General features: G+C 57.3%; 14 protein-coding genes and 2 pseudogenes. 8 read left to right on the top strand and 8 right to left on the bottom strand.

The window, feature by feature from the left end:
• The first annotated feature begins 22 nt into the window (after nt 1-22).
• Entirely contained in the window at nt 23-1,171 is a 1,149-nt protein-coding gene (locus HDF16_RS24270) for a LacI family DNA-binding transcriptional regulator (RefSeq protein ID WP_246409909.1), read from the top strand.
• Nucleotides 1,172-1,196: 25 nt separating this feature from the next.
• On the opposite strand, the gene HDF16_RS24275 is transcribed toward HDF16_RS24270, so the two are convergent.
• From HDF16_RS24275 to HDF16_RS24300, 6 genes are all read right to left on the bottom strand, one after another.
• Entirely contained in the window at nt 1,197-3,200 is a 2,004-nt protein-coding gene (locus HDF16_RS24275) for a glycoside hydrolase family 97 protein (protein ID WP_184222503.1), read from the bottom strand.
• Between the two features lie 81 nt (nt 3,201-3,281).
• On the bottom strand, nt 3,282-4,709 hold the full coding sequence (locus tag HDF16_RS24280) for a sugar porter family MFS transporter (RefSeq protein WP_184222505.1): 1,428 nt from the start codon (nt 4,707-4,709) through the stop codon (nt 3,282-3,284).
• 11 nt (nt 4,710-4,720) lie between these two features.
• Nucleotides 4,721-8,092 carry a DUF5107 domain-containing protein gene (locus HDF16_RS24285; protein WP_184222507.1) on the bottom strand — a complete coding sequence of 1,124 codons (3,372 nt, stop codon included), beginning with the start codon at nt 8,090-8,092 and terminating at the stop codon, nt 4,721-4,723.
• Between the two features lie 150 nt (nt 8,093-8,242).
• Nucleotides 8,243-9,199, bottom strand: coding sequence for a hypothetical protein (locus HDF16_RS24290; protein WP_184222509.1), 957 nt, complete (start codon nt 9,197-9,199; stop codon nt 8,243-8,245).
• Between the two features lie 82 nt (nt 9,200-9,281).
• Nucleotides 9,282-12,845 (bottom strand): TonB-dependent receptor, encoded by a 3,564-nt coding sequence (locus HDF16_RS24295; protein WP_246409912.1) that lies wholly within the window; start codon nt 12,843-12,845, stop codon nt 9,282-9,284.
• A gap of 244 nt (nt 12,846-13,089) precedes the next feature.
• On the bottom strand, nt 13,090-16,203 hold the full coding sequence (locus HDF16_RS24300; protein WP_184222511.1) for a chitobiase/beta-hexosaminidase C-terminal domain-containing protein: 3,114 nt from the start codon (nt 16,201-16,203) through the stop codon (nt 13,090-13,092).
• A gap of 759 nt (nt 16,204-16,962) precedes the next feature.
• On the opposite strand from HDF16_RS24300, the gene HDF16_RS24305 reads away from it, so the two are divergent.
• On the top strand, nt 16,963-18,459 hold the full coding sequence (locus HDF16_RS24305; protein WP_184222513.1) for a UvrD-helicase domain-containing protein: 1,497 nt from the start codon (nt 16,963-16,965) through the stop codon (nt 18,457-18,459).
• Nucleotides 18,460-18,686: 227 nt separating this feature from the next.
• On the opposite strand, the gene HDF16_RS24310 is transcribed toward HDF16_RS24305, so the two are convergent.
• Together HDF16_RS24310 and HDF16_RS24315 are read right to left on the bottom strand one after the other, a co-directional pair.
• On the bottom strand, nt 18,687-19,661 hold the full coding sequence (locus tag HDF16_RS24310) for an NAD(P)-dependent alcohol dehydrogenase (protein ID WP_184222515.1): 975 nt from the start codon (nt 19,659-19,661) through the stop codon (nt 18,687-18,689).
• Between the two features lie 835 nt (nt 19,662-20,496).
• The gene (locus HDF16_RS24315) at nt 20,497-21,240 is read right to left on the bottom strand and encodes a carbonic anhydrase (RefSeq protein WP_348641418.1); all 744 of its coding nucleotides are present in this window, start codon (nt 21,238-21,240) and stop codon (nt 20,497-20,499) included.
• Nucleotides 21,241-21,615: 375 nt separating this feature from the next.
• Between HDF16_RS24315 and HDF16_RS24320 the strand changes: the two genes are divergently transcribed.
• From HDF16_RS24320 to HDF16_RS30935, 6 genes and pseudogenes are all read left to right on the top strand, one after another.
• Nucleotides 21,616-23,217 (top strand): methyl-accepting chemotaxis protein, encoded by a 1,602-nt coding sequence (locus tag HDF16_RS24320; RefSeq protein WP_184222519.1) that lies wholly within the window; start codon nt 21,616-21,618, stop codon nt 23,215-23,217.
• Nucleotides 23,218-23,367: 150 nt separating this feature from the next.
• Nucleotides 23,368-23,604, top strand: a complete 237-nt coding sequence (locus tag HDF16_RS24325) for a hypothetical protein (RefSeq protein ID WP_184222521.1) — start codon at nt 23,368-23,370, stop codon at nt 23,602-23,604.
• A gap of 45 nt (nt 23,605-23,649) precedes the next feature.
• Nucleotides 23,650-24,350: pseudogene (locus tag HDF16_RS24330) on the top strand (IS6 family transposase).
• 143 nt (nt 24,351-24,493) lie between these two features.
• Nucleotides 24,494-24,856, top strand: a complete 363-nt coding sequence (locus HDF16_RS24335; protein ID WP_184222523.1) for a type II toxin-antitoxin system RelE/ParE family toxin — start codon at nt 24,494-24,496, stop codon at nt 24,854-24,856.
• Nucleotides 24,857-24,860: 4 nt separating this feature from the next.
• A complete protein-coding gene (locus HDF16_RS24340) occupies nt 24,861-25,181 on the top strand; it encodes a helix-turn-helix domain-containing protein (protein WP_184222525.1) in 321 nt (106 codons plus the stop codon).
• A 94-nt stretch (nt 25,182-25,275) separates the two neighbouring features.
• Nucleotides 25,276-25,486, top strand: a pseudogene (locus tag HDF16_RS30935) (IS5/IS1182 family transposase); the annotation flags it as partial.

Below are 25,486 nucleotides of genomic sequence, written 5' to 3' on the forward strand. Positions count from 1 at the left end.
GGTATGATGTGAGTCGATCTGGATGCGTCCACATGAGACAATCAAGCCTCAGAAACGCAAGATAAGACGGGGTATCGGCGGGATGGACCTGGGAGCCAAGTCGGCTGGCATCAAAGACATCGCGAAAGCGCTGAATGTATCGATCGGCACGGTGGACCGCGCGATTCACGATCGCACCGGCGTCAGTGAGCGCACCAAGAGCAAGGTACTGAAGATGGCCGAGCAGCTGGGGTATAAGCCCAACCTTGCCGCGCAGGCGCTGAAGCTGAACCGGCAGCTTTCGATCGCTGTGGTTTTGCCGAAGCATATCTCCCACTTCTTTGATCCTCTTCGCGCTGGTATTCGCGATGCAGCAGCGGACAACATGGGGATGCAGGTCTCGCTCGAGTTTTTCGAGTATCCGCGATTGGGCGTCGGCGATGTCAAGGCCTTCTCGGGAATGATGGAACGCCACTTCGATGGGGTGATCTTTCTGCCGGGAGACGCGCGCAAATTCGATTCCGTCATTCGCAAACTTTCGAAGGCGGGAACGGCAATGATGTGCGTAGGTAGTGACGCTCCGAACACGGACCGGGTGGGGTCGGTGTCGGCCCATGCTTCGATCTCCGGCGCGATTGCGGCGGAGTTGATCGCCCATAAGCTTCCGCAGAAGGCGAACGTGGTGGTGTTCAGCGGCGAGCTGTCGACCCTGGACCACGCGGAGAAGCTGCGCGGGTTCGCAGCGACACTGGCTGTGCAGTCGCCGCATCTCACCTTGCTGCCCGCGCTCGAAAGTCACGAGCGGCCGAAGGAAGCTTACCGGCAGGCGATGTCCCTGATGGAGAAGGGCAATCATCCCCAAGGAGTATATGTAAGCACGGCGAACAGTCTGCCGGTGCTGCAGGCGCTGGAGGAGCTGGGGCTGCTGGGCAAGGTGCAAATTGTTACTACAGATTTGTTTCAGGACTTGGTGCCGCTGATTGAGTCGGGCAAGGTGCTGGCCACGCTCTACCAGCGGCCCTACACGCAGGGCAAGGTTGCATTCGAGAATCTGCTTGCCTATCTCTTGAAGGGAAGCAGACAGGAGATGGTGGTACGGCTTGCTCCGCACATCATTTTGCGCAGCAACCTCTCGCTGTTCTCCAGTCGTGCTACACGGCCGGATGAAGATCCCGACGAGGACCTGAGCTGAGACTGCTGCGCGGGAGTGCATTTCGCTAGCGCCCGGTGCGGGCGACGAAGCGGATCGCCGAACCGCCTCCGGGTGCAAGTTTAAGAGTGAGCGTTTCGTTGGCGTGAACAGTCTGCTTGCGGATGGTCACGTGTTTTGGTTCCGTAGCCGCGTCGGGAGCGTCTTCGTAGATCTCCGCCGTGTACGCTCCTGAGCCAAGGAAGCTGAGTGGCACGGAGAGCGTCCGAGAGTTCCAGTCGGTGATGCTGCCGAGGTCCCACTCCGTGCCGTGACGACGAGCGATCGTGGCGAACTCACCAGGCCGACCGTTGAGGACGCGGGTCTCATCCCAGTCAGTAGGAACATCCTTGATGAACTGGAAGGCTGGCTGATTGGCGTAGTTCTGTGGGCTGTCAGAGACCATCTGAAAGGGGGTCTGGAAGACGACGTAGAGCGCGAGTTGCTGGGCTCGGGTGCCCATGGCCATCGGATTCGTGTTCCGCGCAATGTAGCCGTCTTCGGTGGCGTTGTTGAAGGCTCCCGCAGTGTAGTCCATGGGGCCGGCGAGCAGACGGGTGAAGGGGAAGACCGAGCGATCGGTTGGGCTGTCTCGGCGGCCGACTTTATTGTTCTCCATGCCCAGCACGGCCTCATAGCTCATAACGTTGGGGTAGGTGCGCTCAATGCCCCAGGGGGTGCGGGTTCCATGGAAATCCACCATGATGTGATGAGCTGCAGCCTCGCGGGCTGTGTCGTAATAGAACTGCACGCCGCGCTGATCGTCGCGATTGATGAAGTCGATCTTCACTCCAGCTACGCCCCATTTTTCGTAGAGCGGGAAGGCTTCCTTCATCTGATCCATCACGGATGTGGAGTAGAGCCAGATCCATACCTTCACGTTTTTGGTCGCGGCGTAGCGGCAGAGTTCGGGAACGTCGACTTTGCCATTCAGCTTGGTGATGTCGTGAGGAGCGGACCATCCGGCATCGAGCATCATGTAGGGAAGGCCTGAGGCGGCTGAGAAGTCGACGTAGCGCTTCATGTTTTCGGTGGTGAAGGCAGGCTTGCCGTTGGCATCGACGTCATCGACCCACCAGTTCCACGATGCCTTGCCTGCCTTGATCCATGAAGTATCGGGAACGCGATTAGGCGGATTGAGATTCGTGAGCAAGTTGGATTCGACGAGGCGGCCGGGATCGTCGGCAACCGAGAGAACGCGCCACGCTGAGTGATAGGGAAGCGTGCCTGTGACGGCGACGGTTGCATCGTCGAAGCGCGGCGAAAGCTTCGTGGTGAAATAATGTCCAGCCCAGTTGCCGGATGGGTTGGTCACGTACATGGAGCTGCTGCCTTCGATGTCCGCCTCCATGAGTGAGACCCAGGCAGTGCCGGGTTCGTGCATCAGCAACGGCATCCCGATGAGGAAGGTGCTGGAGACGCCGCCCTGATTTGATAACGCGGAGGTGGGGAGCTTGATGTACTCGCTCTCGTAGCTGCTGCGATAGTTCGGCAGTGCGAGGAGCCAGTCCGTGGCGTCGCTGCTGAGTTTGAACTCGGTGTCTTCCTGCTTCAGCCTGAAGTCGGAGAATGCGTCTTGTCTGTCGATCACATAACGGAAGGCGATGCCCGAGTTATAGGCTCGCGCCTCGATGGAAATCGTCCGGTGGCTTCCAGAGGATTCGGCGACATGCAGGGTGAGGCTGTTGTAGGCCTCGTGGACCTTGCTGATCTTGGAGTTGGTAAGCGTGTAGTCGTCGACGCCGCTGCCGGGCGTCGTGCCGACAATGCGAACGGCGGAACCGAGAGCGGGTTCGTCGTTCAATTCGAGAGCGAGGCCTGAGGCGTCGAGGAATGGTTTGCCCTTGAAGGTTGCGGAGTAGACGAGCCTGCCGCTTGCTACGTCAGCGGTCTTTTCAGGAGGCTGGACCGCAAACGACATCTCCAGGGCGTGGTCGGGAGAGGTGACGGTGAGAGGGGTTGATTGTGCGGCCAGCGTTAGAGGTGAGAGAGCAGCTGTGTAGATGGCGAGGCGGGCAAGGCAGATAGGCATAAGCGACCTTCGTATAAGTCTGAGAAGCATAGTTTTTCTCTGCAAGAGGTGCGTTATCGAACGTTGATTGCAGCTCGGCGATTACCGAGTGAGGTTCGATTCGATTTGTTCGAGGGTGCGGCCGCGAGTCTCAGGAACGAACAGGAGGACAAGGACGAAGCCAAGCAGGCAGATCACTCCGTAGCCGAAAAACATATTTCCGGTGCCGAAGCGACTGTTGAGAATCGGGAACGTGTAGGTCAGGATGAACGAGGCAATCCACAGGGCGCTGACGGCGGCTGAGACTCCGTGAGAGCGGACGCGGTTGGGAAAGATCTCCGAGATGAGGACCCAGGTGATTGGCGCGAGAGTCAGGGCATAGCAGGCGATGGCACTCAGTGTGAGCACGAGAACCGCGCTGCCGGGCCAGTTTGCGCGATACGCGAAGGCGCAGAGGAGATGCGAGATGCCGACGCCGATACAGCCGAAGAGCATCATGGGGCGTCGGCCTATGCGATCGACGAGCAGCATGGCGAGGATCGTGAAGACCAGATTGATGACGCCGGTGATGACGATGTTCAGAAGAATTTCGTTGGTGCCGTACCCAGCCCGGCGATAGACCTCGGCGGCATAGTTGAAGAGAGTATTGATGCCAGTCCACTGCTGGAGGGCGGCGAGCGCAATGCCGATGAGGACGATGCGAAGTATCCCTGGGCGAAGGAGTTCGGACCAAGATGGCTTCTCGCTGTTCGTACTAAGGAGCGAGAGTTCGATATTGCCAAGCTCGGCATTGGCATACGCAGAACCGCCCACGCGGGTGAGGATTCGCCGCGCTTCTGCATCGCGGGAACGAGTGAGCAGCCAGCGCGGGCTCTCCGGAATAAACAGTGAGGCGATGGTGAAGACGATCGCTGGAAGCACGACTGCGGTGAACATCCAGCGCCAGCCATACTGCACGTTCCAGGATTGCAGCGCGGCCTGGGAAGTGATGCCCAGTGGAACGGGGCGCGCGATGATCCAATTGACGATCTGAGCAAGCAGAATGCCGATGACGATCGCGAACTGGTTGAGACTGACCAGGCGTCCCCGGATGGCTGCTGGGCTGATCTCCGCGATATAGAGCGGCGAGACATTCGAGCTAAGTCCAATAGCGATGCCGCCCGCGATGCGCCAGACAATGAAACCGGTGAACGAAAACGCCCAGCCGGTGAGCGCAGAGGAGATGGCAAAGAGTATGGCTGAGATGAGCAGAACACGGCGCCGGCCATAGCGAACAGCCAAGGTGCCGGCCGATAGCGACCCGATCAGACATCCGAGGAGAGCGCAACTGTTGGCCCAGCCGATGGCTGCGGTGGATGTGAGATGGAAGTAGAGCTCGTAGAACTCGCGCGCGCCGCCGATGACGACCCAGTCGTAGCCGAAGAGAAGGCCCCCAAGCGCAGCGACGACAGCAATGCCCCAGACATAGGCGGTGCGCTCGGCGGGCGGCGAGGGGACTGAGGGAGCTTCGACGGTGATTGGTCCGTGCATGGTGGCCTCTTCTAGTGTTTGAGCAGATCGATTGCGCCAACGTGGCTGAGATCGAGACTGAGTACTTCGTGGAGCAAGCTGAATGCTGAGTCGCGCTGGCCGAGGCCAAGCAGAGCTTGGGCTTTGAGAAAACGCGCAGTGATGGTCTGGCGCTGCTTCAGGTCTTCGTCGAAGAGGAGCATCGCGGGCAGGGAAGTCGCGAAGTAGTCGATGGTGGGCGTCTGCTGCTCCAGGGTCTCCGCGTAGTCGTGGATCGTCTGAAAGAGTGAGTGAGATTCCGCCGTGCGCCCCAGTTTGGCGAGAGCCTGGGCCTTCCAGTACGTGCTCTCCGAGATGGATTGAACTTGCATCTGCTGGAAGTCACCCTGACTGTTGGCGGCACTCTGCCAGTGGGTGGAAGCTTGAGCATCCTCGCCGATGGCGCTGTAGGCAACGCCCAGCCAGTAGTCAATCGCACTGTGGTTCATCAGGAGATGCCGGGCTTCGCTAAGCGAGTGTGGAGGATTGTTCGCGGCCTGGAAGGCTTCCAGCGCTTGGCGCGGCCTAGCTAAAGAAAGGCACTGCTGACCGATGGCGATGTTGGCGCGGACATATTGTGCGAGGGCAAGACCCTCTCCGCCCTCCCAGGGCTGGAACTGGCGCGAGAGGAGCACGTCGAGTGCCTGACCGGGTTCGCCGAGGCTGTTGTAGAGCGATGCGATCTCGACGGTCAGATCGTCGCGCTGGCTGACGAGGCCAAGGTTCGCAATCAGAGCTGCGAGGCGCTTCTCGAGGGGTTCCCCGATGCGTTTGAGAAGCTGGTCCTGCTCGTAGAGGAGGCGGGCATCCGCTGGGGCGATCGCCCGCGCCTTCGCAAACGCCACACGAGCGCGTGCGGGATCGTGCAGGACGTTGAAGTATCCGAAGCCGAGGTTGCGCCAGGGAACGGAGTAAGTGGGATCGAGACTCGTGGAACGCTCCCATAGCTCGATGGCCTCGACATGCCGCTTGCGATCGTAGAGGAGGTTCGCGAGGAAGTAAGGCGCGCGGGCGTCGGGCGGGTTGAAGACAAGTGCGGCTTGAAGAAGAACTAGCTCTTCAAGCCGGCTGGGAAAGACATAATCGGGCGACGCGGAGACTGCCTGGCGAGCGGCTTCTGCTGATTCATCGATGCGATTGAGCTGCTGAAGAATGTCCGCGCGGATGTAGAGGAGGATAGCGGCGGTCCCGTCATTCGGAAGATCGACGAGGTTAGCGGTGATAGCCAGAGATTCTTCGAGAAGGCCGGCGCGACGCAGATCCAGGACCAGATCGATGCGCTGCTGGCCGCTCGGTGGCAGCTCTCCTATGGAGAGGTAGCGGCTGAAGATGTCGAGAGGATCGAGTGCCTGAGTCTCAGAGAGTAGGAGCGATGCTTCATCGTCGCGATGAAGCTTGCGAAGGATGATCGTCTTGAGGTCGCGAGCGTTCAGGTTGTCGGTGTCGGCCCGAAGCGAGCGCGAGATGTGGTCAAGCGCGGTAGTCCATTCGCGACGCGAGCAGTCAATCTCAGCCAGGCGATGGTAGGCGGGGCTTCGCCACGCTGCATTCCATGTGGACTTGTAGAAGGCGTCGTACGCCTCTGAGGTTCGGCCCAAGAAGAGCAAGGTGCGGCCGAGGTTGTAGTGAGGCTCGCCATCATAGGGGTTCGGATTGCGTGCCGTGCTGCGAGCGATGGAGATGCGAAGAAGCCTCTCGGCAGCTCCGAACTCACCACGACGGAGATGCCAGCGTCCCAGGGCATGGGCGGAACGGCTGTCGGAAGGATCGCGGCGCAGAGCTTCCTGCCAATAGCTCTCGGGATAGCGAGTGGGGTGCCGATACTGTTCGAGATGAAGGCCGGTAAGAAAGAGCTCATCGAGCGTAGCGATGGCGTCGGGTAGAGCAGGCTCGGTGGCGACCTCTGGAGCATCGACGGGAACGATGCCAGAGGGAGCATAGCGGAGGAGAACATCTCCGTGCTGCTCGACGATTAGCTCGAAATCTGCGGCTTCATTGGTCGGGAACACATGATGCAAAGGTGCCCCGGGCTCGAGGTCCCCTTGCCATGTGGCGATCTGAATGCCCCCGACCCGTACACGGACGGTGCTGAATGGACGAGCGGACGTGACTTGAATGTGAACGATGAGTTCGGCGGCGCCTGCTTCGACGCGAAGGGCGGCATCAAGATTCGCATGGTCTGGAACGCCGATCTCGCGGATGGGATACCAGAACTGACTGAAGGTCTTAGTCTCGCCAGGAGCGAGAAAGGAAAAGTCAGGCTGGTTATCGGTGTAGACACCCGCCATCAACTCGACGTAAGGTCCGTTGTCATCGGTAAGGCTGCGATCCCAGGCGTAGCCGAACTCGTGATTGCCCCAGGTCCATTGCTTCTTGCCGGGAGCGATGTGGTGGTTCGCGACTGCGACAAGACCAGCGTCGAACCTGTGATCGTATCCGCCGGAGAAGTCGCCCTTGGAACCAACGACCATGTAGCTGGTAGGAACTGGAATGTTCGCATACCAGCCGAGATCGTTGGCGGGATACGAGCCGTCCGGAACGAAGTGTGCAGGTTGGTCAGCATCGGGGACACCGTGTTCCGCGCGGGCGGCGTAGTCGATCCCATAGTACGTGCTATAGCTCAATGGATATTCAGTAAGCGCCCGCTTGGCGTGATCCGCCGCATAGCGAACATCCTTGGGAAAGAAGGACTGGTACTGCTCATGGACCCGGGTCGCGACGTTGGCCCACCAGAGGAACGTCTGCGTGTCCGCGGTACGGTTGTAGAGGCGCACGCGAACTTCGAGGCAGGCGCTGCCAGGACGAAGACGCAGACCATGCGACCCCTTCATGTGCGAGAGCGGATCGTGGTCGCTGCACCAGACTGTAACTGCGCCGTCCGGTTCGCGCTCGATGGCAATCTCGACGGGCATGAAGGTAGCGGGGCGATGATGCTGCGGCCAGTTGAACTCGACGCCGCCGGAGATCCATGGGCCCGCGAGACCGACCAGCGCGGGCTTGATGACATCCTGCCGATAGAAGAAGTCGTAGCCATTCAGCTTGTCGAGACCGATATGAATACGGCCGCCAATCTCAGGGAGGATCATCAGGCGGATGAACTCGTTCTCAAGATGGACGGCTTGCCACTTGTGCGGACGCGATTCGGTATCGATGCGATCGATGACGGGGAGCGGATAGACGCGACCGCTGCTGCCCTGGTAGACCCGCTTTTCGAGGAAGAGAGGATTGGGGTCCGGCGCAGCGTGCATATAGGTGCGCATGGAGACAGGCTGCTGCCACGCCTTCACTGCCCCGGTTTCGGATGCGGGCGCGGGCGGCAGTTGAAGCTTGCGGTCTTCTGACTGCTGGCTGGAACAGTCTTGCATGTTCACGGAGTCTTCCTGGGCTTGCGGGCTTTGGCTCTCGGTTATCAAGGCTGATAGAGGAGCTTTCTTGTGGGATAAGGGTACGCCCGGTACTTTACGTGAACGTTACCGCAACTCCACTGTAGGGAGGTTCTTACTTCGCTGTCAAGATCAATTCTGTCCCGGAAAGCTGTAGGGAAAGCTTGCACCGAGAAGCTGCAGAGAAACTTTCCAGGCGGTGCGACCGCCACCGGCGAGCACGCAGGCGGAGCCCTCCGCTACAGCGTCCGAGAGCGAATCACGTGGAGATGTGGTGGGTTCGATGGCGACGGTATATTGCCTCACCTGTCTTGATTGAGGCCATGCTCCGGCACTCATCCACAGACCCAGGTAAGGCAGCTTGGATGGATCGAAGTGGAAGGCGAGGCCCTGTTGAAGTCGCGGTCGATAGAGCGTGGCCATACCTGAAACTCCCATCCGCGCGAACAGTTTGTATGCCGTGACGCCGTCTTCCGGAGGCACCGTGCTGAGGTCGATCGTCTCGCCCGAGAGTGATTGTGCGATGGGCCAAGCAATGGTGCTCGACGGAGCAAGGGTGTCTATCGAGGCGTATTCAACGTCCACGGCCGCGATCTCCGAGGGTAAGCAGATACGATCCTCAACCTCGACTTTGAGCAGCGGATGAGCGGACCAGAGCCAGGTGGCGGGAGACGCTGAGATGTTTTCGATCTCGTAATCGAGGATGAGAGCATCCTCTTCCACTCTTGCGGTCCGTCTGAAACGAAGTGGACGGCTGGAAGTGCTGGTCACAAGCGTGATGCTTTGTGGCGAAGAGGATTCAACCGTCCACGGATGTCGCCAGAGATCGCCGTGATCGGGCACGGCCGATTCTTCGTTGATGCCTGCACAAGGGGCGACGCTCGGCAAGCACTCATCGAATCCACCAAGATCGCCAAGACTGAAGTCCGCAAATGCATGCTCATTCGCAGTAAGTGCCAGACTTGGTTGAAGGGGAGCAAGAATAAACTCTTCGCCGGTGCGGACGCTCCGAAGTGACGAGATCTTGCCGCCGCAATCCGGTAGAACGGTGACTTGCAAGAGAGAGTTTTCAAGCACGTAAGTCGACACGACAGTCTCCCTATCTTGCATGGCCCATACGGGATGAAGAAGCACGCCGCGGCCGGAGGCCGAGCGCGGCGTGCGTCCCATGTTAGAAGCTATAGCGCAGAGCCAGTTGGAAGAAACGGGCATCCGGCGTATTGCTTTGGAAGAACTTCGGTCCGGTAATGTTGCCACCATTATTGTTGTCGTTCGTGGTGGAGGGGTTTGCCAGGGTGGGATGGTTGAGGACGTTGAAGACGTCCGCGCGGAACTGGACATACTGCTCACGGAAGGTGGGGAAGTTTTTGAAGAGGGACATATTGACTCCGTAGTAGCCGGGGCCGTAGAGGGTGTTCTGTTTGCCGCCGAGAAGAGCGATGGCGGTAGCCGGATCGGTGACCGGACCGGTGAAGAGAGCATTATTGCCTACGCCCGCTACCTGTCCCACAGGAGCGATGGAGTTGCCAGGCAACGGATTTGCAAAGGAGCATGGGTTGAACCAGTGCTCTCGCGTTTTGGGATTGGCGGGGCAGTTGCCCGACGCATCCGCCGCTGCCGGGTTTGAAGGATCCGGCGAGCCTCCACGCGCGAAGGGATCACGCGCCTGAATCGCCCGAGCGCTGCCGCCGGATACGGTTCCGGTGTCAGGGTAGACGGTGAACGGGGTGCCTGTTTGGGCTACGAAGGTGAGGCTGCTTGACCATCCGCCTACTGCGTAGTCAAGCAGTTTGTTCTGGTTCAGGTAGGTACGACCCTTTCCGAACGGAAGGATGTAATTGCCATTGAAGGTAAAGCGGTTGCGAACGTCATAGACGGAGTTGGTGTACTCGCTGATGAAGGGCAGGATTGCCATGTTACGATCGCCAATCGCAGTGGATAGGCCGCCGGCCGAACTCGTGTCATCGAAGGCATGAGCCCAGGTGTATGTAGCGAGGAAGCTGAGGCCGTGAGAGGCGCGCTTCTCCAGTTTGGCCTGAAGTGAGTTGTAGGTGCTGACGCCGGCGAAGTGGATGGTGCCGATTCCACCAAGATCCGGGAACGGTTGGAATTGCTGGGTGCTGGTGCCTGCGGCGTAGAGGCCGCGGACGGTATTGGGGTCGTAGTAGGTCGACAGATGGCGAGATTCATTGCCGACGTAGCTGATAGTGGCCGCCATGCTGTTTGAGATCTCCTGCTGCATGGTCAGGTTGTAGTTCATCGTGTACGGCGTCTTGATATTGGAGTCGATGGCGTGGAAGCCAGGGTTTGATACCGAGTTCAGGAAGCCGGCAGCAAACTGCGCAGACTCACCGGTTTCCAAGGTGACGCCGTTGGAGGGGCAGTTGCCAAGGGTGCAACTCACGGGATTGACGTTGACCTGGCCACGGAAGGGGAAGTTGTCGCCGAGGTTGCTGCCACCCTGGCTTTCAAGACCGCCGTAAAAGATGCCAAAGCCTGCGCGAACGACAGTAGAGGGATGGACCTGGTACGAGATGCCAACGCGAGGCGCGAAGTTCATTGACTGCGAGTTGGCGAGGCGTTCATTGTCGATGTACTGGATGCCGACGTTGTCCTTGGCGAGAATGCCAGGGAGCTTGGTGCCCAGCGCGAGTGAGTTTTTGATCTTCGTGGGGATGAGAAGAGTTCCGGTACCCGTGCTGAATCCGAGGTCGCTGGCGATGAAGTTCTCCTGGCTGCCGGAGTTCTCCTTGTAGGGCTCGTAGTGGTCGTAGCGAATACCAAGATTGAGGGTCAGTTTGGGTGAGATCTTCCAATCATCCTGGAAGTAGCCGGCGTTGTACCAAAGGGCGTCGTTGATGTTCGGCGCGGTGGAGAGAGCCGAAGTATTGATCTGATCGGCGATGAAGTCCGCAATGCCGGAACCCGTTGTCGCGCTGACAGCAGGGTCGCTCGTGTAGAGGCCGGTGAAGTAGTAGTTTCCGAGCGACGACGGTGCATAGCGATAGAAGAATCGGATCGACTGGAAGGAGACTCCCGCGCGCAGGTTATGACGGCCAAGTGTCTTCGATACGTTATCGAGGATCTGATAGACGTTCTGCGATTCGTTCGAGGTGCCCTGCGAGCCCCAGTTGCTCAAGCCATAGACGATGCCGAGCGGAAGGCCGCCCTCATTGGGCGAGAAGGGAATTCCTCCCAAGCCAAGGGTCGGAGCGAGGTTTACGTTGGCGTTTGGTTGGAGGAAGGAGAAGCGACCCGCGTTGAAGCCGAAGCGGAACTCATTCGTAAAACTGGGAGTAAAGAAGTGGGTCTCGCTGAGGATGAAGTCCTGGGCAAGGTTGGTGTCGTACTCGCCGCCATAGCCGCTGCCATCGAGAATGGGGCCGAGCGGCGGATCATTGACGGTGATGACGTGGTTGTAGCTGTAGCGGACGTAGGCCTGATCGATGGCGCTGATGTTCCAGTCAAGTCGCTGGTCCCACTGATACGTATTGTTGTGCGTGGGGGAATTGACGATGTAGTTGTTATAGGTCTTGCCGCCGTTCGTGTTGGGCAAGGGATAAAGATTGAGAATTGTTTGCGCGACCTTGTTGATCTGATTCGCGCAGAAGACGTTGTTCCGGCCATTGCAGGAGAGCTTGTTATTGGCTCCGCCCCCGGAGTTCGGCTGATAGAGCTGGACACTCTGGCCATTGAGGTTGGCGTCCAGCAACTCGGAGAGATCGCCCTGCCGCATCTTTGCAGTCGGGACAGTATAGGTACCAGGGTTGTTGTACGCTATGCGGTTGGCTTCGGTGTCTCCGAAGTAAAAGAGCTTGTTCTTCCACAACGGAAGGCCGAGAGTCCCGCCGAACTGGTTCTCGTGGTAGGCAGGGATGGTGAGGGCGTTCCAGTTCTGAGCGTCAAGTTTTGTGTTGCGCAGGTACTCCCACAGGCTTCCGTGAATTTGATTCGTCCCCGACTTGATGCTTGCGTTGACGACAGCACCGGCCGAATGCCCAAACTCCGCGCTGAAGCTGCTGGTCTGTATGTTGAACTCGGCCAGCGCGTCCGGCGGAGGTCTGACTACATAGCTGGCCCCGTTCAGGAAGTCGACGAGATTGGTGTTGTTGTCAACTCCATCGAGGATGAAGTTGTTCTGGGCGGTGCGCTGGCCATTGGCGACGAAGTCTCCGCTCCCACTGCCACGCGTGTTTCCAAAGGGCGGCGCAACGCCCGCCGTCAGCTGGGCAATGTAGACGAAGTTGCGCCCGTTGAGCGGAGTGCTGTCGATGGTTTGTGCGCTGATCACCTGCTGGACCGCGCCATCCTGTGTCTGCAGCAAGGGTGCCGCGTCGGTCACTTCAACGGTCTCCGTGACAGCTCCGGGGCGAAGTGTGAGGTTGATCGCCAGACGCTGCTGAATGTCGACGCGAATATTGTTCTGCGTGACCGTCTGGAATCCGGGCGCCGTGGCGCTGACAGAATAGTTGCCAATCTTGAGCGGTGACATCACATACACTCCGCCCCCGCTCGTCGTCGATGTCAAAACGAGGCCGTTATCGATGTTCGTTACCGTCACTGTCGCCCCGACGACAGCGGCACCCGTCGCATCTTTGATATAGCCGGTGATCGCGCCCTGGTCTGCTTGAGCGTGGCTGGCTGGCACACAGGTTAAGAGTTGCGTAGTGAACAGAATTGCCGTGCTCATAAGCGTAAAAGTGGTAATCCGCCGGAATAATCTAAGAAACATCATTGCCTCTTCTCTGACCTCAAAGTGCTTCTAACTGCTGTTGCGACGCGGTAACTGGTTCGATGCTTCGGACGATTGGAAGGACGATCCTTGCAATCAGTGGAAAACACTGTGTACGTTACCGGAAAAACGGTATTCGTAGCATGGAATGGTTGTCAAGCGGTGATTTCAGGGATCTATCTCTTCTTTGATGGCATCAGGTCTGATGCCCCTTGGAGCGGAGGCATCAGACCTGCGTTTCATACGCTCATTGCACAGTGATGGTTATCGTCGTGGATTGCTGTATCGCGCCGGAAGTGGCAGTCACAGTCACTGTTGATTGAGTCGGCGGTTTTTTAGAACTGCCATTCCCGCCGCACCCGATGAACGCGGAGAGTGTCACCGCGCTTAGAGCGAGTAAGACAATGCGGTATGTGGAGCGACGCCCTTTCCGCCCCAGGAGACATAACGCCGCCAATGCGAAACAACTCACCGGTGCTCCAGGAAGGTTATGGGAGCGGTTTGCGGCTGTGTTCATGCTGGTCAGGACGGTCAGTATCGTCGAGGCCGAGGCGCCCGCCGTTGGTGTAACCGTGGCCGGCGTAAACGAGCAGGTCGACGCCGCTAGTAGTCCAGAACAGTTGAAGGTTACGGCACCTGAGAAGCCATTGAGGGAAGCGATGCTCAGACCGATCGAACCCTGCTGTCCTTTGGCGATCGTAAGCGCTGAAGTCGTGGATGTGAGGCTAAACGAGGGAGCAGGCAGGTTGATGTTGTAGGCGGCGGAGCCCAGGGCACTGGGCGAGCCATTCCCCACGGCGATGGCCTCGATTGTGGCGGTTAATGCAATGGAGATCGGTCCGCTGTAGAGGGTCGAGCTGGTCGAAGGCGTTGTTCCATCGGTGGTGTAGTAGATGTTTGCGCCGATTGTTGCATCCGAGATCGTCACGGACTGAACGGAGGTGTAAGTGCCTGCTGCTGGTGTGAAGGTCGGTGTCGCAGCCGGTGACAATGTCAGCGTGTAGGTTGCCGATGCAACACTGCTGTTGGGGTATCCTGCAGCGATGGCGATGGCGCGAACCGTCTCGCTTGCGGCCACGGTGATTGGAGCGGTATAGAGCGTCGAACTCGTCGAAGGAGTGCTACCGTCGGTCGTGTAGTAGATTGCCGCATCCGCCGTGGTATCGGAGAGCGTGACCGTCTGCACCGTGGTGAAGCTGCCTCCCGCCGGTGAGATAGTCGGTGCTGTATTGGCTCCAAGCGCGATGGTGATACTGTCTAGGCCTGGCGCATACCCACTGGCGTTCGGATTTGAGAACACGATTGAATTCGCGACCCCACCATTGAGTTGCACAGGCAGGACGTAAGGAACCGGATCGCTGAAGTTGGTGCCGTTCAGGTCCAGCTCAATCGGCGTTCCTCCATTTACCGTGACAAAGAAGGTCCGCTGCCCCGAAGTTACATAGTCGATCTCCATTTGATACGTTCCCGTCGATGGAACGGTGACATTCGGGAAGGTAACGGTGTTGCTGGCTCCACCACCGAAGTTGCCCACATAGGCGCCGCCTGAAGCGCGGGAGCTGTAGTTGAAACCTGAAGTCCCCGCCAACTGCGCGCCCTCGGCCTCGTACGTAGTGAAGCTTGGGGACGGCTCTTTTCCATCTCCTCTGATCGCGATGCGGTCGAGGTCCGCGCCATAGCCTGAGGGATTGCCAAACGCGATGGTGTTATTGCCCGCGCTCAAAGTGACGGGAACTGTAGAGCTCTGAGGCAGCATATAGCTGCCACCACTCATATTCAGCGACTGTGCCGGGCCTCCGTTTACCGAATACTCCAGTGTGCGCGGCCCCTGCGTCATCCCACCGATCTCCATCTGATAGGTGCCAGCGCTTGTCACATTCACATTGGCGAATGTAACCATACTGTTGCCGCCAATGTTTCCCACCTTAAGACCGCCGGAGCAGGCAGAGCAGGACGCTATAGAAGCGGACCCGCTGAGTGTTGCTGCCTCCGCTTCATACACCTTCCCGATTGGAACAGGGGAGATTGCGACATCGGGCGTCACTTTCAGAATGCGTGATCCATGTCCCAAGATCATGGCGCTGAAACCTGCTTGAAATGCGCCGAGATCGGTCTTGTTCCACAAATCGCGCACTGCGGTTGCATTGTTGAAGCCCAGATCGCTCCAGCGGACGTCCACCCGATCCGGAATGGCAGTCAGGTTATACATGGCAACGTACACGCTTCCGTCGCCCGTATTGGCCATCCATACCGGGTGAAAACCTCCAACCATCTGCGCCGCCGGGTGTCCTGACTGATCGACAGCGAGCAGCTCATCGTTAGTAAACGCGGATTTGGCAAAGTCATCGAGATTTGTCAGGTCGCCCCCGAGATAGAGCGGCGAGTTCGCCATCGACCACAGGGTGATGGCTGTCTGCTTCTCAGTCGCTGTGATGCCATCAGCGATTCCATCGCCAACATCCAGGGTGTCGAGATCATTCCATCCCGCGGTTGGGCCGGCAGCGTTCTGCCAGGCAACGTCGTCGTATTCGCGGACAAGGATGCGCGGCCAGTTGGTCAGCACCCCGGTGCCGCAGTTGCCTTCACACTCTACGTCGTCATCGATTCGCCGTGCGTTGGAGAATTGTTGCCAGGTGTCCAGGTAATCCTGGTCAAGCTGCCACGAAACAGTGAGCCACATCGGACGACCGCTCGACGTGATCGCCTTCGAATAAGCTTCAACGTCCGGCCGATTGTCGATCGAGAGATCGTTCACATAAGAGCCCGGGGTGACGGCGTCCAACTTGATAAAATCGATCCCCCATGAGGCGAAGAGAGCGACGATGGAGTCGATGTACTCCTGAGCACCGGGCTTCGTGAAATCAATCTTGTCGTGGTAAGGATTCGGGAGCGCACCTGCAAAAGAATTACCCTTAGCCAGGGGCATCACAACGATGTCCTGCGTGTGATACGAAGTTCCCAGAACTGGATAGTTGCCATCGACCGCTGGCTGCTCGATTCCCGGGATCCAGTAGATACCGGCCTTCTGGCCATTGGCATGGATGTGATCGACAAGTGCTTTGATATCGGGAAAAGTGGAAGAGCTTGGTAGCGGGCGTCCATTGGAATCGAAGGAGCCTTGCCAGCCGGAATCGATGTTGATGTACGCGAAGCCATGCTCCTCGAGTCCAGAGGATTTGAGAGCGTCCGACTCGGCCTGGATATTGGCCTGGGTAAGGAAAGCGCTGTTGATCGTCTGTTCGCTGAAACTGCTCCAGCCGAGATAGGGCTGCTGCCCAACGCCGTTTACCTGAGCGTTCCCCAGGGATGCGGTTGCGAACAATGCTAGGAGCATTGCGGGGGTAAGCAAATTTTGTCTCATGTTGTTGCCTCTGGCCTCGATTCGATTTGAGCTGGAAAACATTCCGAGCAGGTGCTCAGCTATAAAACGTGTACGAACACGTTTTGTCAAGAAGAACGCGGGGCCATAAGAAAGTGTGCGGTGGCGGCAGGCGGATGCACGATAGGCTGTGGGCATGAGGAGTGGTGTCTTTCAGCGCAGATAGAAGCTTCCGAGCGCGCGGCCGCTGATACAGCGTCTGATCCAGGTGGCGATAGAATTGGAACTCGGAGTCTCGCTTACGGCTCACCTGTCTCCGCCGAAAGACACCCATCCTGCGGCTGCCAGAAAGGGCGCCTGCGAAGCCGTTGAGGAGGCAATAGTCGGCGATGAAGGATCCTGGCGACCTCATTTGATCAGGCTGGAGATTCAGTCGGGTTCGCCAAGCTTCTGTACCTCTCGATCGCTGCGTGAACCTCTAGCATCGCGATGGAGGTTGCACGACGGCTGAGGTCGGAGCGTTCCAAGCGACGCGCCTCAGCCTTGAAACCTTCGCTATCGGTAGTCCATTTGGAGATCAGTGTGTGGAGGTCTGCTTGTTCGGCCATGAATAAAGATAGCAACTATACATAACGGTTGTTATCAGACGTAAGTCGTTTGCAATGAATTACTTACACTATATCGCCCAACGTGCTCAGAGTCAACCTCGCCCTCTCTCTACATGAGCCTAACCGACGACGGGTCGCGCGGCCTTTTAGATCCGAGAGCGATTCGCCATGGAACGAATAGGATCAGTCATGAATGCTGCATTCAGATACACCCTCCTTTCAGCCCGTTGCTGAGCAGCGCCTCGCAGTCGAGCTCTTTCTTGCAGGCGGGAATCTTCGGATCGACGCCTATGCGGGAGCGGGCAAAACAACTACGCTGAAGATGCTGGCTGGCAGCAAGCCCTCGTCGGCTCTCTACCTAGCCTTCAATCGCTCGATTGCCTCCGAAGCTCGAGGGCGCTTCCCGGCGCATGTGAAATGTGCAACGACGCACTCGGTTGCGTTCCGGGCAGTTCGAAGGAGCCTGGGCTATCCAGAGTGGAAGCTCACAGAAAGCCTGACACCCAACCTGATCCTCCAGGCCTTTCGTCTACCGGGAGAGATTACCTTCCATTCAGGCGTAGTGCTTGAGCAGAAGTCTTACGCTGCCGTCCTCCGCGACGGGCTGAAGCTATTCCTCCAAAGTCGCGATGCGGCTCCATCTACGTTGCATGTTCCCCGTTATGGGGCCTTTGAGCGGCTGGGCTCTGAACAGTTCGAAAGCTTTGCGAGACAGGTCGCTGAGCACCTTGGATATCTTTGGTCGAGCATGCTCGATCGATCCAAGGGCCTGCCGCTCGGTCATGATGGCTATCTGAAACTATGGGCGCTGTCGAATCCTCGCGCACAGGCTGAGTACATCATGGTCGACGAGGCGCAGGACCTCAACCCAGTCCTGTTAGAAGTGCTAAATCGATCAGAGTGCCAGATTGTGTATGTGGGCGACGCGAACCAGCAGATCTATGAATGGCGCGGGGCTGTGAACGCAATGGACCAGGTTCAAACGCGCCATCGGTGCTTACTGTCACAGTCCTTTCGTTTTGGTCCCGAGATCGCGGCGGCGGCGACTATCGTACTTCGCACGCTGGGTTCGCGAGAGCCGCTTCGTGGCTCTTCATCTGTCCCCTCTCACATCGGTCGCGTCAAGCCGGACGCCATACTTGCTCGCAGCAATGCAGCGGTGATGTCCAACGTCCTTAGGTGCCTTGCTCGCAACTTGCGGTGTGCCGTGGTTGGCGGAACGAAAGACTTGGAGCGTGTCCTTACAGATGTGCAGCGAGTGAAGCAAAATCAACCTGGACAATCCCCGGAACTAGTCGGGTTCCAAGGATGGAAGGACGTGATGAGCTTCAGCAATCGGCCCGAGGGTGAGGGTTTGCGACCGCTGGTGAATCTCGTTCAGGAACACGACGAGACTCGTATTTTAGGAGCGCTCTCTAAATGTGAGTCGAATGAGTCGACAGCGCAGGTCATCTGTTCGACTGCCCATCGATCCAAAGGAAGAGAGTGGGACTACGTGTATCTCGACCCTGATTTTGAAGCTGGCTTCCTGAGAGCGAAGCGCCTCGGGTCAGCGGAGGCGGCCAAGGCCACCGCATCAGAAGCGAGGCTGCTTTATGTTGCCATGACCCGAGCGAAACTCGGGGTACAACTGCCACGGGAGGTGGCAAAGCGTTTCGGCATCCGCAACACCGGCCAATACACTATTTGACTTCGAGTTCGCGAAAAACGGGGTGTCGGCAACTTCGACCGCTCGGACGGTCCGAGTGGAATGATTGCCGAAACACAGGCGGTTTTCGGAAACTGAGCTGGCTTGATCCCTTAGTACCGCCGCTCTTTCCGCTGACAAGAAACTTTCGGGGGAGTACGATCCTGGCCATTGGTTCAATGCGGTACGATCCGAAACATACAAGTCGCTTTTGTTGCAAGGACGCACTTCTAGGCGATGGTGATCACGACTTTGCCGCGAACGTGGCCGGACTCCACTTGGCGAACAGCTTCTGCAATCTCGCGCAAAGCGTAGGTGCGGTTGACAACGGGAACTACCTTTCCTGCCTGGACTAGAGCGGCGAGAGTTGCCAAATCCCCGGAATTGACTTTGGCGAACAGACCGGGCATCTTCTGACTGACAAAACGCGACCGAATTGCATTCGCAAGCACTCCCGAGAGCAGATTCCATGTGCTGTTCTCTGGGCCGCCGCCGCCACACGAGATGTACGTTCCGCGCGGATGCAATGCACGCAAATAGTCGGCTAACGAACGATTGCCGACCAGATCAAAGAGCAGATCATAGAGTTTGGTTGACCGGGCAAAATCCTCGCGCGTGTAATCGATCACTTCGTCCGCCCCAATTGACCGGAGAAAGTCGATATTACGGGTGCTGCATACCCCTGTGACACGCACGCCAAGCGATTTGGCAATCTGCACGGCGAAGGTTCCCACTCCGCCCGCTGCCCCGTTGATGAGAATAGTTTGTCCTGTCTGAACTTCGCCTTTGTCACGCAAGCCTTGCAGCGCGGTGATTCCAGCGATAGGTAAGCATGCGGCTTGTTCAAACGAAATCTCTTGCGGCTTCACGGCGAGCTGCGATGCGACAGCGCAAGCATATTCCGCAAACGACCCTTTGGCTGTGCCGAAGACTTCATCGCCGATCATGAATTGTGCAACCTTGGCACCGACTGCCTCAATTGTCCCGGCGACATCGGCGCCAAGCCGCGGAGACTTCGGCCTGCTCATTCCGGTGAACAGGCGGATGAATGACGGTGTACCGCGCAGGAAGTGCCAGTCATACGGATTCACCGAGGCGGCGTGAACCCGGATCAGGACCTCGCCCTCTGCTGGCGTGGGTTTTGGGATCTCCTGGAATTCGAGCACATCCGGAGAGCCGTAACGGCGATAGACGACTGCTTGCATTGACCCATGTCCAATTCAAGAATCTTGTCGGCAATCATACGCGGAGTCGTCGGAGAAGGTGTGTGGTATCTAACTCGCGCACCTCCTTCGACAGCGAGTGATGCTCTGGTTCGGAAGTCGATTTGCACGAAAAACGGTTTCGGCTACTCCGCGCGATTCTGCAAATCCCTCCACACTGTTTCCGATAACAACGTTATAGGAAACTACGCATCCCGATTAGAAGCACCATGATCTACGACGTGTCCTAGCTAGTGACCAGGACCGTAATGATGCAGCATACGGAGCCCAGAGCGAAACACAGAGGTCGCGCAACCCACGCTGGCCAACTCTGCCTCAAGAAAGCAATCAGTATAGCGGCAATCCCAAGAAATAAAGTAATTCGCTTGAGACAGGTAAAGGGCACATGTGCGAGTATGTCGTGCTTGAGGCAATATAGGAGTGCTAGGGAAGCACCCAGCCACGCAAAGGTGAGATTTGCTGCCTCCGTTTTTGGATGATCTGCCATGCGCCCAGTATCGGCTCAGCTGATGAAGATGCCAACTCTTTAATCACAGTTCATTCGCGGAACGTGGGCTTTTGGTTGGGTTTCGACAGCAATATCTCGGCAAACGGGATTTTCGACAATGACACCCCGACAACCGGAGCTGTCGTAGGCGATCAAGGGCCTTCCCAAGACAGGCTATGGATTTGACGTTTGCAAAGATCGCGAACGTGCAACGAGCAAATGACACGCTCGTTCCACAAACCCATAGCCTCGACGGCAGGCAAATTGAAGTTGCGGAGATTCCGCTGCTCTTTCCCTGCGGAGGTAAAGTCTTCCAGCTGTCGACGTAATCTATCGGGAGGCCTCAACGGTGCGTCCGTTGCGGGGTTGAATTGGCCGTGAGTTATTCGGGTAAAGTGCCGCGAAACTCTGTTCCTGGTGCACAGAGATGTCGAGAGGGGACTGCATCACGAACCACCGAACTCCTTCGGTGCACGGCGGGGTAGTTAAGGAGCCGGCGAAGGAGTAGTAACCCTCTGTTGCTGGAAGGATCTCTTTTGGATCAAGCGGGGTTGTGAGCGTCTTTACCTTCTCTTTCTCGGTTGGCACGTTATCCCACCCCATCTGGACGAGCGGATTGGCTTTGCCATCGGAAAGCAGAATAGCGACCAGAGCCAGATTCCCGTCTGCATCTTTATGGACCATATGAAGCTCCATGTCGAAGTGTTTACCCTCGATCGCATCTTCGCTGGGATGATGGAAGTGGAACTGAATCAATTGATACTTGTCTCCGTCCGCGATCAGATAGTTGCCCGGTCCCACCAGCACTTGGACTGTGTGTCCGTTGTCGACTACCTGCGACGCGCCTGGATGGTAGTCAAAGACGAGCGGGGTGAGTTTTGCCGGCATGGCTCCTGCCACGTCAATAGGAGATTCTGTGTGTCCCAACGAACATGCTGAGTTGCTCGGATCCAGTTCACTCCAATGTTTCGGTCCGTTTTCATTGGAATAATCCCAGTGACGGGCCGTTTCAGGATTTTGTGCGGAGAGAGCAACGGGTGAGAGCATGACAGTTGCGAAGACGAAGTAAAGCATTCGATGGGTAATCACGATAGTCCTCAGTATTCGTCGCGTCTTTCAATCCAGGTTGTTCACTAGCTCTGAGGGACGTATGCCCTTCTATCGGCTCTGGAACCGTAAAAAATAGAGTTAATTCAGAATCTCTCAGTATCAGCGCGGCGGCCTGGTGGTCATCGGATAATCCTGACCCTATGCCATATAAGTTGCAGTAGGTAAGTGGTTTAGCGGACATACGCTAGATGGCGCGCGGGTATACGGTCTCTTAGCTGGCCATGCGGTACGGATCGAACTATGCGCTCATCCCATCGCTTGAACCGCCCGCTTCACGCCTCGCACGGAAGGTATGTAGCGTGTAAAACCCCGTTCCAAGTGAGACGGAAAGGAACATTCGTGACTATCAGCAAGAAGCTCTATGCCGCGTTCGGCACCGCACTCGTCTTCACCCTTATTTTGGGCATTACGGCCTGGACCTGTCTCACTCACATCGGTAACGAAGTGACCCTCAGCTCGAAGAGCACGCACAAACTTCAATTAGCCGGCAAGATGACGACCTTGACGAGCAATATGTTGTCTCTCGAGAGAGGCATGGTCATCCGTACGCTCCTGAAGGACGAGGCAAAGGTTGAGGAGTACAACTCCCAGTTTCGCGATGACGCTGCCAAACGGCAGGATCTCCTCAAAGAGGACAAGAGCTTAGCTACAGATCCAAGGGTCATACAGATCATTGATGAGATGTCAGACGGCTATGAGAAACGGCTACAGGCGCATGACGAGCTTTATAGACTCGCCAAAGCGGGAGACGGACCTGGGGCGGCAGCACTGCAATCCGGCACGCTTATGACGATGGCAAAAACGTCTGAAGCGAAGTTTCAGTCATTGCAGCAGATTGCCACCCAACAGGTCGCTGAGATCGCTGCCAGCAATCAGGCCACCATTGCTTCAAGCGTCTGGTTGGTAGGAATAATAATCCTACTCTCGCTTGGAGTTGGGGCGGTTGTCGTTTATATAGTGCGAGGCATTAACGAAGCTCTCACCCGCACCGTCGTCGAACTCTCAGAAGGCGCAGAGCAAATAGCGGCCGCATCCTCTCAGGTCTCTTCCTCAAGCCAGGCCCTCGCCCAGGGGGCATCAGAACAAGCAGCATCGCTCGAAGAGACCTCTGCCTCCTCTGAGGAGATCAATTCGATGGCTCACAAGAACACAGAGAATGCGCTCGCCATGGCCAGACTCGTGGGCGATTCGAAGTCGGAATTCGCCAACACCAATTCCCAGCTCAGCGAGATGATGGCAGCGATGGACGATATCAATGCGTCAAGCGGAAAGATAGCGAAGATCATCAAGATTATCGACGAGATCGCCTTCCAGACGAACATCCTGGCACTGAATGCTGCGGTAGAAGCAGCTCGCGCCGGTGAAGCGGGCATGGGATTTGCCGTTGTGGCAGACGAAGTGCGCAGCCTTGCTCAGAGAAGCGCGCAGGCGGCCAAGGACACTGCTTCCATGATCGAAGATTCAGTAACCAAGTCCGAAGCCGGCAAGACTAAGCTCGCTGGGGTAGCTACTTCCATCCAACGCATCTCGGGAGAATTTACAAACATCAGCACTCTCGTCGACGAGGTCAGCCACGGAAGCAAGGAGCAGTCGACCGGCATCGACCAGATCGGTCGTGCGCTCTCTCAGATGGAGCAGGTGACTCAAACGACGGCTGCAAGTGCCGAGGAGAGTGCTGCGGCGGCGGAGGAGCTGAACGCCCAGTCAGAGTCGATGAAGGAACTTACGGGACGCCTCAATGAGATGGTGGGCGCATCGGTTAGCTCTAGCCTCTCTCCGAGGACATCCATCCGCGCATCCAGAGCTAAGACATTCAGCCCCACGCTACAGCGGTCTGTCATCGCGAAGAGGTTCGCCGGTAAGCTCTCTCAGCGACGGTCGAAGTCAGAGATCTTGACAGAGGAGAATTTCCCTCTAGAGGACAGCTTCAACAGTTTCTAGCACCCCACCAAACCAAGATCGGCAGCACACTCCAGGAACACGCGATCCGCGTTCTTGATCCTCGACATTGTGAGACGAGCTATGGACGACGAATTAATCAAGACCGTCGAGGAGTTGCGTGAATCCGCATAGGAGTGGCAGAAGTCGTCCATGCAGGCACTGGGATTCAATCAGACGATTGAATACAACCGGATCCGCTTCCATGTGAGTGAACGCTCCGTCATCGCGGACCTCGCGCCGCTCGCTTACCTAGACCTCGTTCAGGAGATCGAGGACGGCATGGTCCACAACGCCGTCGCCAGTTTGTACGAGCGCCTCCATCCATTACTCGAATGCAAGCACCGTTGGTACCCATTGAGCGCTGGCGCGCAGGCTCTGTTGCATTAACGGCGAGTGTCGTAGTCTGTAGCGGCTGATCGAGGGATCCTGTTCATGTTCAAGCGTGGCCGATTTCCTGTAGAGATCATCCTGGTGTGCGTACGTTGGTACTACAAGTACGGGATCTCCTATCGTGATCTGACGGAGATGATGCAGGAGCGAGGTGTTGAGGTGGATCCGTCCACGATCATGCGCTGGGTGCACCGTTATGCGCCTGAGTTGGAGAAATGGGTTCGCTGGTATCAGGGCTATCGCGCGGCTTCATGGCGCGTGGACGAGACCTATGTGAAGGTTGGCGGCAAGTGGAAGTACCTGTTCCGCGCTGTCGACAAGCATGGCCGATTGATCGACTTCATGTTGTCAGACCGACGAAACACCCGCGCGGCCCATCGTTTCCTGAGCAAGGCGTTGACGACGATGCGCCATTGGCCGCCGTCTTCGGTCACCACGGACCAACTCGGATCCTACCCCAAAGCGATCAGCCGACTGCAGCGAGAAGGCAAGATGCCGGATTCTACAAAGCATCGCACTTGCAAGTATCTAACAACATCATTGAAGCAGACCATGGTGCGCTCAAGCAAGTCATTCGACCGGTTCGGGGCTTTCAGACCATGAAAACCGCAGCCGCTACCATCAAGGGCTTCGAGGTCATGCGGATGATCCGCAGAGGCCATTGCCTCACTTGCAAGCCGCACGTCAAGGACGAGGTGCGTTTCGTCAACAAGCTGTTCGACGTTTTCTCGATCGCCGCTTGATCATCTGCGCTCTGGCCGAACTGCGTCAAACACAGTTAATGCAACAGAGCCGGCCCCTTCCCTTCCTCAACCTTTGACAGGTGTTAGTTTTGACAGTGGGAAAGAATACGCTTGAACGGATATACGGTAGGGAGTATATTTACATGAGTTGGACGGTTCTTGTCGGTGATGAGTTCGAGCCGGAGCTGCTAGAGCTTCCGGCGTCGGTGCAAGATGGGCTGTTTGAAATGGTGCGCGTGCTCCAGCAATTCGGGCCGCAGCTTGGCAGGCCGCATGTCGATACGCTGAAAGACTCGCGGCACGCGAACATGAAGGAGCTACGCTTCGATGCCGATGACGGGGTTTGGCGCGTGGCTTTTGCTTTTGATGTGAAGCGCCAGGCTATTTTGCTTGTCACAGGAGACAAATCGGGCGGTAGCCAGAAGCGGTTTTATCGAGACCTCATCCGCAAAGCCGATCAACGGTTCGACGCTCACCTAACCCGCGTAAAGAATGAAAGGAAGTGACAGTATGGCACGCAACGTAAACGAATTGATTGATGACCTACCGGCTTCTCGCCGTCGCAAGATCGAAAAGCGCGCTCACCTGCTGATTGAAGAAGAGCTGACGCTGCAAGAGCTGCGCCGCGCTCGGAAGCTGACGCAGACCAAGCTGGCCCGCACCCTTGGCATTGCGCAGAAGCAGATTTCAGAGGTTGAAAGCCGCACCGATATGCACATTTCGACACTGCGGCGGACTGTCGAGGCGATGGGCGGCGAACTTATCCTGACCGCGAAGTTTCCCGGCGGCGCACCTGTAAAGTTGGTTGGCCTTGCAGACCTGAACGCCTAAGCGCTTCCCTGTCCTGCGATCCTCTAGGGAAACTCTGCACAAGTTCTGCGACATCTTCCTGATGGATTAATCTGATGGTCAGGGGTGGATGGCGATGAAGCAGCAGACGTTTGCGTCTCAGTCGAGCTTTGAGAAGTATGGGCGGCGTCACGGCGGGAGTTGTTTCTGGATGAGATGGAAGTGGTTGTTCCGTGGTCCGAGTTACAGTCACTGGTCGAGCCCCACTACCCGAAGGCCGGCAACGGCCGTCGTCCTGTCGGTCTTGCGATCATGCTGCGGACCTACTTCATGCAACAGTGGTTCAA

Origin of the sequence: Granulicella aggregans (assembly GCF_014203275.1) — a bacterium.
In the GTDB taxonomy this organism is placed as follows: domain Bacteria; phylum Acidobacteriota; class Terriglobia; order Terriglobales; family Acidobacteriaceae; genus Edaphobacter.